Annotated in this window: 10 protein-coding genes and 2 riboswitches; of the genes, 1 reads left to right on the top strand and 9 read right to left on the bottom strand. The window is 67.2% G+C overall.

All coding sequences use genetic code 11. The features are described 5' to 3' along the window. Positions 1 to 227 precede the first annotated feature (227 nt). From fdhD to AC5RWU_RS22680, 9 genes are all read right to left on the bottom strand, one after another. Positions 228 to 1,091 carry a formate dehydrogenase accessory sulfurtransferase FdhD gene (gene fdhD, locus AC5RWU_RS22720; protein ID WP_493986439.1) on the bottom strand — a complete coding sequence of 288 codons (864 nt, stop codon included), beginning with the start codon at positions 1,089 to 1,091 and terminating at the stop codon, positions 228 to 230. Between the two features lie 40 nt (positions 1,092 to 1,131). Then, a complete protein-coding gene (locus AC5RWU_RS22715; protein WP_493986440.1) occupies positions 1,132 to 2,418 on the bottom strand; it encodes a molybdopterin molybdotransferase MoeA in 1,287 nt (428 codons plus the stop codon). Then, positions 2,418 to 2,753, bottom strand: coding sequence for a DUF6457 domain-containing protein (locus AC5RWU_RS22710; protein ID WP_493986438.1), 336 nt, complete (start codon positions 2,751 to 2,753; stop codon positions 2,418 to 2,420). Before AC5RWU_RS22710 ends, AC5RWU_RS22715 begins: the two co-directional genes overlap by 1 nt. A gap of 48 nt (positions 2,754 to 2,801) precedes the next feature. Beyond that, a complete protein-coding gene (mobA, locus tag AC5RWU_RS22705; RefSeq protein ID WP_493986437.1) occupies positions 2,802 to 3,473 on the bottom strand; it encodes a molybdenum cofactor guanylyltransferase in 672 nt (223 codons plus the stop codon). Positions 3,474 to 3,506: 33 nt separating this feature from the next. Continuing rightward, complete coding sequence (locus tag AC5RWU_RS22700; RefSeq protein ID WP_493986436.1) at positions 3,507 to 4,007, bottom strand: HNH endonuclease; 501 nt, start codon at positions 4,005 to 4,007, stop codon at positions 3,507 to 3,509. A gap of 280 nt (positions 4,008 to 4,287) precedes the next feature. After that, complete coding sequence (locus AC5RWU_RS22695; protein ID WP_493986435.1) at positions 4,288 to 5,181, bottom strand: NlpC/P60 family protein; 894 nt, start codon at positions 5,179 to 5,181, stop codon at positions 4,288 to 4,290. A gap of 15 nt (positions 5,182 to 5,196) precedes the next feature. Beyond that, positions 5,197 to 6,057: a hypothetical protein gene (locus tag AC5RWU_RS22690; protein WP_493986434.1), complete on the bottom strand. Its 861-nt coding sequence runs from the start codon at positions 6,055 to 6,057 to the stop codon at positions 5,197 to 5,199. Positions 6,058 to 6,062: 5 nt separating this feature from the next. After that, a riboswitch (cyclic di-AMP (ydaO/yuaA leader) is annotated at positions 6,063 to 6,239 on the bottom strand. Positions 6,240 to 6,356: 117 nt separating this feature from the next. Beyond that, the gene (locus AC5RWU_RS22685; RefSeq protein ID WP_493986433.1) at positions 6,357 to 7,145 is read right to left on the bottom strand and encodes a M23 family metallopeptidase; all 789 of its coding nucleotides are present in this window, start codon (positions 7,143 to 7,145) and stop codon (positions 6,357 to 6,359) included. Position 7,146: 1 nt separating this feature from the next. Then, positions 7,147 to 7,350, bottom strand: a riboswitch (cyclic di-AMP (ydaO/yuaA leader). Between the two features lie 374 nt (positions 7,351 to 7,724). Then, the gene (locus tag AC5RWU_RS22680) at positions 7,725 to 8,420 is read right to left on the bottom strand and encodes an iron-dependent transcriptional repressor DtxR (protein WP_493986432.1); all 696 of its coding nucleotides are present in this window, start codon (positions 8,418 to 8,420) and stop codon (positions 7,725 to 7,727) included. A 225-nt stretch (positions 8,421 to 8,645) separates the two neighbouring features. On the opposite strand from AC5RWU_RS22680, the gene serC reads away from it, so the two are divergent. After that, positions 8,646 to 9,779, top strand: coding sequence for a phosphoserine transaminase (serC, locus tag AC5RWU_RS22675; protein WP_493986431.1), 1,134 nt, complete (start codon positions 8,646 to 8,648; stop codon positions 9,777 to 9,779). Positions 9,780 to 9,895 lie beyond the last annotated feature (116 nt).

Below are 9,895 nucleotides of genomic sequence, written 5' to 3'. Positions count from 1 at the left end.
ACCGGCCGCGGCCCTCTTCGGCTCATGAACCTCAAGCTCACTCTCGTCAATGTCCGCAACCGGCGCACTCCGCCTCACAAAATCCACGGTTTCCCTCCTGGCTCTGCTGCCTCGAGCACCCGGCAGCGTGACGTGCGGGCGTCGTTGCCCACAACGGGCTGACGGCACCGGCGCCGGCCATGGTGAACCGGCCGCAATGCCGCCGTGACAGTGGTCACTCCCCAAGCCTAGACGCCCGCGGAGACATCCTGGGCCACGCGTTCCGGATGTGAATAAATATTGATGCTGTTCCGCCGGCTGAACCCGGCAACCGTGAGCCCCACCGATTCGGCCAACTCGATAGCCAGCGACGACGGCGCGCTCACCGCCGAGAGCACGGGGATACCCGCCAGATACGCCTTCTGCACCAGCTCGAAGGACGCACGTCCCGATACCTGCAGGACGGTATTGCGCAGCGGAAGCCGGCCCTCACGCAGGGCCCAGCCCACCACCTTGTCCACCGCATTGTGGCGGCCAACATCTTCGCGCAGGCACAGCAGCGTTCCATCCAGCGTGAACAATCCGGCTGCGTGGACCCCGCCGGTGCGGTCGAAAAGTTTCTGCTGCTCGCGCAGCCGGTCCGGCAGGGACAGCAGCACGTCCAGCCGGATCCTGCCGTCGCTGGCGGCAGGCGACGTCCCGGCGTCGTACGTAAAATGCGAGCTCTTGGCGACGGCATCGATGGAGGCGGTGCCGCAGATCCCGCAGGAACTGGACGTATAGACGTGCCGCTCCAGCGACGTTTCCGGCAGTTGAACGTCCGGCGCCAGCCGGGCCTCCACGACGTTGAACGTCTGGCGGCCCTGCTCGTCCTCTCCGGCGCAGAACCGCATGCTGTCCAGCTGGCCGGCGCTCCAGACCACGCCCTCGGACACCAGGAAACCGGCGACGAGGTCGAAATCGTCCCCGGGAGTGCGCATGGTGACGCTGAATGCGGTGCCGTTGATGCGTATCTCCAGGGGCTCCTCCGCGGCCAGCACATCCTCGCGCCGCCGTGGACCGGCCTCCAGGCTCAGCTTGAGCACCTTCCGGCGCTGGGTGACCCTGCCCATTTGACCTCCATATCCACAACCGTCCCTACCAGAGTAGGGCCTACCACGGCAGCTCGATGGTGCGCAGGGCCTGGTCCCGGATGCAGCCTTCCGCCGGAATGATCATGACCCCGTGGGCATCGGCCAGTCCGCGCAGCATTCCGGAGTGGGTGTACTGCGCCGGGACGGCCCGGCCTTCCTCCAGCCAATACGGCACCAGCCGGCTCCTGCCCGGCATCGGGTCGAAGTCCATGCCCGCCAGCACGGTGCCTAGCCACGGTTCGGCGGCGCCGCGCAGGCCGGCGAGCAGCGGCTGCACTACCGTCAGGCAGGCCATCATGGCGGCCAGCGGATTGCCGGGCAGCCCCACCAGGAACCGCCCGTCGCCCAGGCGGGCGAGCAGCGTCGGATGGCCTGGACGCATCGCGATGCTGTGGATCAGGAACTCCCCGTCCAGCAGTTCCACCGCCCGGCGGATATGGTCCGCGGAGGATGTGCCGGTCCCGCCGGTGGTGATCACCACGTCGCTGTAGGCGCGGGTGATCGCGGTCTCGTCGGCGGCTTCCGAGCCCAGGGCGCTGACGACGTCGTCCAGCATGTCCGGCGCGCGCCGCACCGTATCCACGTGCCCGCCCATCATGCCCACCAGCGCGGGCAGCTGCGGGCCGAAGGTATCCCGGACCTGGCCCGGCTTCGGCAGCCCGGCCTCGATCACCTCGTCCCCGGTCAGCAGCAGGGACACCCGCGGCGCGCGAAGGACCGGCAGTGTGTCGTGGCCGCAGACGGCGGCCAGGGCGATGTGCGCCGGGTTCAGGACTTTTCCGGCGCTGATGGTGAGCTCGCCGGGCCGCGCTTCCTCCGCGGCAGGACGGATGTGCTGGCCCTCGTGCGGCTCGTCCGGGGCGGCACGTGAATTGCGGTGCAGGATGCTGCGCCCGCCCTCGGTTTCGGTGTAACCATGTTCGGAGCGCAGCACGCCGGTGGTGCCTTCGGGAATGGCCCCGCCGGTCAGGATGGCGACGGCCTGTCCCGGCTCCAGCCGCTCGACCGCCGACTCATGGGCTTCCCAGGGCAGGGCCTCCGGCTTGGGTTCCAGGACGGCCCACGGCCCGTCCCCGGCTACCGCCCAGCCATCCATGGCGGAGGAGGAATAGTGGGGAATGCCCTGCAGTGCGGTGATGTCGGATGCCAGGGTCTGCCCCAGCGCCTGGGCCAGCGGCACCGTCTGGAAGGGCAGCGGTCCGGCGGCGCGGTACGCCGTGCGGTAGGCCTCGGCCCACGGCATGTCCACAATCGTTGCGTCCGTGCTCCTCCCCCCGGCGGCCGGAGTCACGGCCTGGTTCCCCATCACTGACCGTCGCCTTTGCACAGTCGGCTGGCGACTGCGCTGGCCGAGCGCATGGCCACGGCCTCCGAGGCCTGCCCGCTGCCGGCCGCCAGTCCGGCTGCATACCCGACGATGAAGGTGGTCAGCGGCGCGGCAGGCCGGACGACGGCGTGCGCGGCTTCCCCAGCCAGGCCAAGGACGGCGTCGATGTCGATCGTCGTTTCTTCCAGCTCGAGGGCCGCGAGCAGCTCGGCGACCCAGGATTCAAGGATCTCCTGCTGGCTGATCTCCTGCTGTGCCGGTTCCTGCGCTCCGGCATCGCCGGTCCTCGCCGGCGCTTCGGGATTCTCCGCCACGGGGGGCCTCCTTCGGTAGCTTCGCCTGCCGGCCTGCTCCGGCCACGGCTACGGGCGCGCAATACCGAAGTGTTCCGCGTCCGCCCATGTGTCCACATCGCCGGTTGCACCGGACGCGAAGTGGCACTCGTATACCTGCACCCTAGCAAGCAGCTTCAAGACTGACATCCCGGCCAGGCCCTTGCCCCCGGCGGCGGGATCACGGGCGGCGGCTTCAGTGAGGCAGCGGGCCAGGGCGTCAGTGGCGATGCAGGACGCGAGCGGCTGTGCCTTCCCGGCAGCATCCACCGGCATCCACAGCTCCGCCTCCGGGTGCCGGAGTGCAGCGTCCAGCAGCCGTGCGGGCAGATCGCCGAGCAGCGGCATATCGCAGGCGAGAAGCAGGGTATAAGGGGGAAGGTCCCGGCCGGGCACGCGCAGCGCCGCTGCGCCGGCACCGATTCCGGCCGCCGGTCCGGCGAAGGGCGGGTCCTCCCGGGTCAGCACCGTGGGCGGCAAACGGGTGACGTCCGGGTTCCCGCCGGACAAGGTGGACAGCTGCGCCCCGATCTCCCCGGCGAGCTCCGGCGGACCGACGACGGCGACCCCAGCCGCCCGGCGCACACTGTCCAAGGCGCGACTCAGGAGGGTGGCGCCGTCGTACTTTAACAGCGCCTTCGGCACTCCGCCCAGCCGCGAGGACCGGCCGCCGGCCAGCACAATGGCGTCAAAGTCAGGCATGGGAAGCAGCCGTCGCCGCGAAGCCGGACACAGTCACGCGGCCGGGAAGGATTCCAGGAATTCACCCCACTGCGGCGCCGGACGTTCCAGTTCACGGATCCGCCAGTGGGTTCCGCGCGGGGGCTTGGGAACGATGCGCAGCGACCAGCCCAGCTGGGCCAAGGTGAGATCGCCCTTGAGGTTGTTGCAGCGCAGGCAGCAGGCCACCAGGTTTTCCCAGCTGTCCGCACCGCCCCGGGACTTCGGCACCACGTGGTCGATGGTATTGGCATTCTTGCCGCAGTAGGCGCACAGGTGGTTGTCCCGGCGGAGGACGCCGCGGCGGGTCACGGCAGCGCCTTCCTGGTAGGGAACCTTGACGTAACGGTTCAGCAGGATGACCGACGGCCGGTTGAGGATAGTGGTAGGACTGACCACAGGGTCGTCATCTTCAGCGATGACGCTCGCTTTTCCGGCCAGCACAAGCACCAGCGCCCGGCGGAAGGTCACGACCGCCAGCGGTTCATATCCAGCATTCAGAACGAGAGTGCGCATGCACATTCCTCTTAGCCTGATCATGCCTGCAGGCCCCGGCTACCCGAGAACACAGACGTGGTACTTCGGATGTTGATAGTTAGGGTATGCCCGGAAAGTTGAGATTCCCTAATTCTCGCCGGCCGGCGGCGGCTGCGCCGAAGAGATTTCACCGGCCGGCAACACGCGCGTCACCGCACCGTACCAAGCTGCAACCTGCCGGTCGGCCCAGAGGGGTCCGGGTACGGCACAGGGCCCGCACTCCGGTGGAGTGCGGACCCTGTGCGGTCTTGGCGCTTGGCTAGCCGGCTACCCGAATGAACACCGGACCGGAACCGACATTGACGCTGAACAGCGCGGTCGTGCCGCCGTTCCAGCCGCCATGGACGGCCATGCCGTTGCCGACATAGACGGCGATGTGGGCCAGGCCCATGCCGCCGTCGGCGTAGTAGACGAGGTCGCCGGGCTGGGCCTGGGCAGCGCTCACGGTCGAGCCCAGGGAGAGGTAACCCGCAGGCCAGTCGTGGAAATTGATGCCTGCCACGCGCAGCGAGTTCGTGACCAGGGCAGTGCAGTCCTGGGTGACGCCAAGCTGGGCGTAGGCTGCGGACACGATTGTGGCTGCCAGCCCGGAAGCGGCCGGAGCCGCTGCCGGTGTGCTGGTCACGGGCGTGCTGGCCACAGGCGTGCCGGGCGCAGCGGCGGTTGCTGCTGTTCCCGCCGGCTGGGCTGCCCCTCCGGCTGGCTGGGCCGGGACGGCGGGAGCCGGCTGGGCCGGGGCCGGAACCTCTTCGGCCTTGGCCCGTTCAGCCGGAGCTTCCTGAGCAGCGACCTGCTGAACCGGCTTCTGCTGGGCCGGCGCCGGCTCGGCCTGTGGCGCTTCGGTGACCGGCGCAACCTCCGAAGAAATACCGGGACGCTCGAAGCTGAGCTGGACCTGGTGCGATGCCTGTACGGCTACGCTGGCCGGCTGCAACTCGAGTGCGGACGTCACAGCCTCGCGCGGCAAACGCGGAGCATCATCCGCACTGGCAGCAACACCGGTGGACAGCACCAGTCCGGAGGCGGCAACAACGACGGCGGCCTGGCGCCCCATGGTTGCGGCGTTGCCTGATACCGACTTGGCGACGGACGCCAGCGCCGTGCCGCGCCGGATCTCGGCCCGGTGGCGGGCAGTCTTGTTCGGGGAAGTCATTTCCAGCCCGCCCGCTTAGCTGACGCGGACGAAGCTGGAGCCGCCCAGGTAGGACGCCGGGTGCAGCTCGGTATTGCCGCCGTTGAAGCCGCCGCTGACGGCCATGCCGTTGCCGACGTAGATGGCCACGTGGCCCGGGCGGATCATCAGGTCGCCCGGCTGCGGGTCGGACACGACGGTGCCGTAGCGGTAGAAGTGCTCCGGCGCGATGTCGCCGACGGACTTGCCGACGGAGCGCAGGGCTTTCTCCACCATTGCGGTGCAGTCCTGCCGGATACCGATCTGGCTCATGGCGGAGGCCGCCAGGGCCGCGCCGATGCCGCTGGAAACGGGAGCAGCGGGTGCGGCGGGTGCGGCGGGTGCCGGTGCAGCGGCCGGGGCGGGTGCCGGCGCGGCAGCCGGGGCAGCGGGAGCGGCCTGGGCAGGTGCGGCGGCGCGCTGGACCTGTGCGGCAGGCGCAGCTGCAGGAGCTGCCACCGCGGGGGCCGCGGCACGAGCCGGCGCGGCGGGGGCTGCGGCAGCCGGCGCAGCCGGAGCTTCGGCTGCCGGAGCTTCAACGGCCGGGGTCTGCTCGACGACCGGTGCAGCAATGGAAGACACCTTGGGGCGATCGAAGCTGATTTGAGCCTCGGCCGGGGCCTGGACTGGCACCTGGGCCTGGATGGTCAGCGGCGTGGTCACAGCCTCACGAAGCGCGGGCGCGCCCGCGGCGTTTGCGGAGACGCCGCTGGCCAGCACCAGGCCGGAAGCGGCGGCCACCACGGCAGCCTGGCGGCCGAAGGAACCGGCATTGGCGGAAACGGCCTTGGAAATGGTGGTCAGGGGGCTGGTGCGAACAGTAGCAGCGCGATGGCGGCTGGCAGTGCGTGCGGACATGGATGATTACCTCTCCCAATGCCTGCGAGGTGAGCTGTCGGATTCGGATGGGAGTCATCCGGCCGTACGGCAGCACTGGTAGCCCAGTACGCTGTGCGACTTAACCCCAAGGGCTTCCCCAGAAGCCCGAAAGTGGTTCCCCCGCCCCTGCCATGCGAAGATGCGAACGGACCTCGGACAGTGGCAGAGCTAGGCAATCTGCTCGAGGGTGCCAATCCTTTTCGAATTTGGCACGGGTTGAACGCTATAACAGATTTATTCCAATGTCACATTCTGATCACGGAATGGTGTGGACTCGGTTACAGCCAGCCCAGCGGGTCCACGTGCTTGTCCTTGAGCATCACTTCGAAATGCAGATGGCATCCCGTCGAAGCACCGGTGCTGCCAACCTTGCCGACGCCGTCCCCACGCTCCAGCACCTGGCCCACCTTCACATCGATGGCGGACATGTGGTTGTAGGTAGTCACCAGGCCGTTGCCATGGTCTACTTCCACACGGTTTCCGCCGCCATAGGCATGCCATCCGGCGGACTTCACAGTGCCCCCCGCGGCCGTCTGGACCGGGGTTCCGCAGGCGGAGCCGTAGTCCTGGCCGGTGTGTAGTTCGCCGCTTGCGCCGGTGATCGGGGAAATACGGTAGCCGAACGGAGAAGTCAGTTTGAGCTCCGCGATCGGCTGGGACAGGGTGCCCTTGGCGGCCGTTCGCTGGATATCTCCACCCGAAGCAACCATTACCTGATGCAGTTTGGCGTCCGGATCGAAGCTGCTGGACAGCCCGGAGCGCGTGAAGTCGACCGTGGTGCCTGCAGCGGCGGAGACGCTCGCATTGACGGCCGGTTCGACCACGGGGGCAGCGGCGGGCTGGTCCGCGGCGGGCTGATCCCCCACTGCAGAGGCCGAAGGCATCAGGACGGTGAGCGCCAAGCCGGAAGCCGCGGCAACGACTCCCATCTTCTGGCCCAGGCCCTTGCCCGCGACGGACGGACGGGCTTCGGAGGCCCGGCGGCTGGCATGCTGGCCGCCACGCGGGTTCCGATCGGCTGCCGGGGAGGCTGAACGGAAGCCTCCCGTTGCTTTGTGCTTAGACAAAAGTTTCCCTCTCCTGAAGCCTGCGAAGTTAGCTGTCGGATTCGAGTAGAGAAACTCGGCCTCCAGGCACCGCAAATCACCCATGCAGGACATGGTTGTTTTGCGGTTATTTGGAGACTTCACCCCAAGGCAGTCGATCAGACGTTGATCAGAAACTGCCGCTCAATGGGTCCTCCGCCCCTGTCAAGGTGGGTTGAAACATCGCATCCGCTGACAGGGCTCGGCTGCGGATCCGATAACGCCTAGGTCTCGGCGCCAGGGCTCAACTATAAACAGCCAAAACGGGCGGTTACAATTTCGTTATATTCCCTGTGGGTAACTCTTGGGACATCCCACAAGTCGGAGAGACAGCCAGAACGGCCGTTATTGTAAGGATTTTCAGAGTATGGACCGCCCACACTATGCATATTGCCTAGTGGGGCATGTGACGCATCCAACATGGCCAGCTCGGCCAAATGGCGGAAATCACGGCGCGTCATCGCGCCATTGCCGGCCGCATCTTCCGGCCGTACCTGCCGGTCTGCGGACAGGCAAGATTGCGGACAGGAAGGTCCCTGCGCCGCGTTTCCGGGGGACTGGTCAGGCGACGGACACGAAGACGTGTACAGCGACCTCTGGCGGCAGTTCCAGAGCCCCCTCGATGTCCGGAACGCGGACGGATACGTATTCGCCCACCGCTTCCAACGTCAGTTTCGCCCCGGGACGGAGACCGCCTTCATCCAGTTGGGCCAGCAGTTCCGGCTCTACCTGGATCGGCTCGGACAACCGTACCAGCGTGACTGCCGAATCCTTGGTATAGCCACGCATGGCTTCCAGCAGGTTGATTACACCCTCGGTGAATCCCCTGGCCGGCTCGCCGCCCAGGGATTCGAGCCCCGGGATCGGATTTCCGTACGGCGATTCCGTCGGCCGACCCAGCAGTTCATACAGGCGCTGCTCCACCCGCTCGCTCATCACGTGCTCCCAGCGGCAAGCCTCGTCATGGACGTAGGCCCAGTCCAGCCCGATCACGTCCGCAAGCAGGCGTTCCGCGAGGCGGTGCTTACGCATTACCTCAGTGGCACGCTGGCGGCCCGCTTCCGTCAACTCCAAGCGGCGGTCATTGGATACCACCACGAGTCCGTCCCGCTCCATCCGGCCGATGGTCTGGGAGACGGTGGGACCTGAATGGCGCAGCCGTTCCGCAATGCGGGCCCGCAGCGCGACAATGTTTTCTTCCTCCAGCTCCAGGATGGTGCGCAGATACATCTCCGTTGTATCGATCAGGTCTGTCACGTCGGTTCAGCTCCTAGAGCGGGATGGAAGGCGGGGTACAGCGGGCGGCGGAGCGCGCCGCCGCTCATCCCCTTAGATTAGCTTATTTGTACAGAGTCCAGATAATCCCCACGTGCCCGCCGCGTCCCGCCGCAGGGAATTATTCGTCCTCAACTAACTCCGCCGGACCGCACTGGGGCAGAATGTGAGGAACCAACACAAAGCCCTGAATTGTTTGGAGCCGCCATGAGCGAAAACGCAACTATCCGCATCCCCACCGAACTCCTGCCCAAGGACGGCCGCTTCGGAGCCGGACCGTCGAAGGTCCGCCAGGAGCAGCTCGACGCACTGGCGAAGGCGAATCCCGGAATCCTGGGCACCTCGCACCGGCAGGCCCCGGTGAAGAACCTGGTCGGCAGCATCCGCGAGGGGCTGGGCCAGTTCTTCAAAGCGCCGGAAGGCTATGAGGTGATCCTTGGCATCGGCGGAGCCACCGCCTTCTGGGATATCGCCACCTTCGGCCTCGTCGAGAAGAAGGCCCAGCACCTGTCCTTCGGCGAATTCAGCTCCAAGTTCGCCTCGGCCACGGACAAGGCGCCGTTCCTCGAGGCGTCCTCCATCATCAAGTCGGAGCCCGGCTCCCTGCCAACCCCGTCCGCCGAGGCCGGCGTCGATGTCTACGCCTGGGCACAGAACGAAACCTCCACCGGCGTCGCCGCGCCGGTCCAGCGGGTAGCAGGTGCGGATGAAGGCGCCCTGGTCCTCATCGATGCGACCTCCGCCGCGGGCGGCCTCAACGTGGACGTTTCCCAGCCTGATGTCTACTACTTCTCGCCGCAGAAGAACTTCGCCTCCGACGGCGGCCTGTGGCTGGGCCTCTTCTCCCCTGCCGCGCTGGAGCGCGCCGCGAAGATCTCCGCGACCGACCGCTGGATCCCGGACTTCCTGAACCTGTCCACCGCAATCGACAACTCGCTGAAGAACCAGACCTACAACACTCCGGCGCTGTCCACGCTGGTGACCCTCAACGCCCAAGTCGAGTGGCTGAACGCCCAGGGCGGCCTGGACTTCGCCGCCAAGCGGACGGCGGATTCGGCCGGCCGGGTCTACGAGTGGGCAGAGACCAATCCCTTGACCACCCCGTATGTGGCGAACCCTGAGCACCGTTCCAACGTGATCGCCACCATCGACTTCGCCGACTCGGTGGACGCTGCGGCAGTGGCCAAGGTGCTGCGGGCCAACGGCGTAGTGGATGTGGAGCCGTACCGCAAGCTCGGCCGCAACCAGCTGCGCATCGCCACCTTCGTGGCGATCGAGCCCGAGGACGTGAGCGCCCTGATCAAGTGCATCGATTACGTCGTGGAACAGCTGGGCAAGTAAGCCTCCGGTTCCAGCGATTCCGGGCTGCCGGGCACCTCAGGTGCCCGGCAGCCCCGGTTTCAAACTCCCCCGGCCTTAAGACTCAGAATCCACTTCCGGCTCGTTCCCCGGTTCAG

This window comes from Arthrobacter sp. B0427-1-12 (assembly GCF_059092905.1).
Note: the sequence above shows the minus strand (reverse complement) of the source record. Positions and strands in the feature narration are given on the sequence as shown.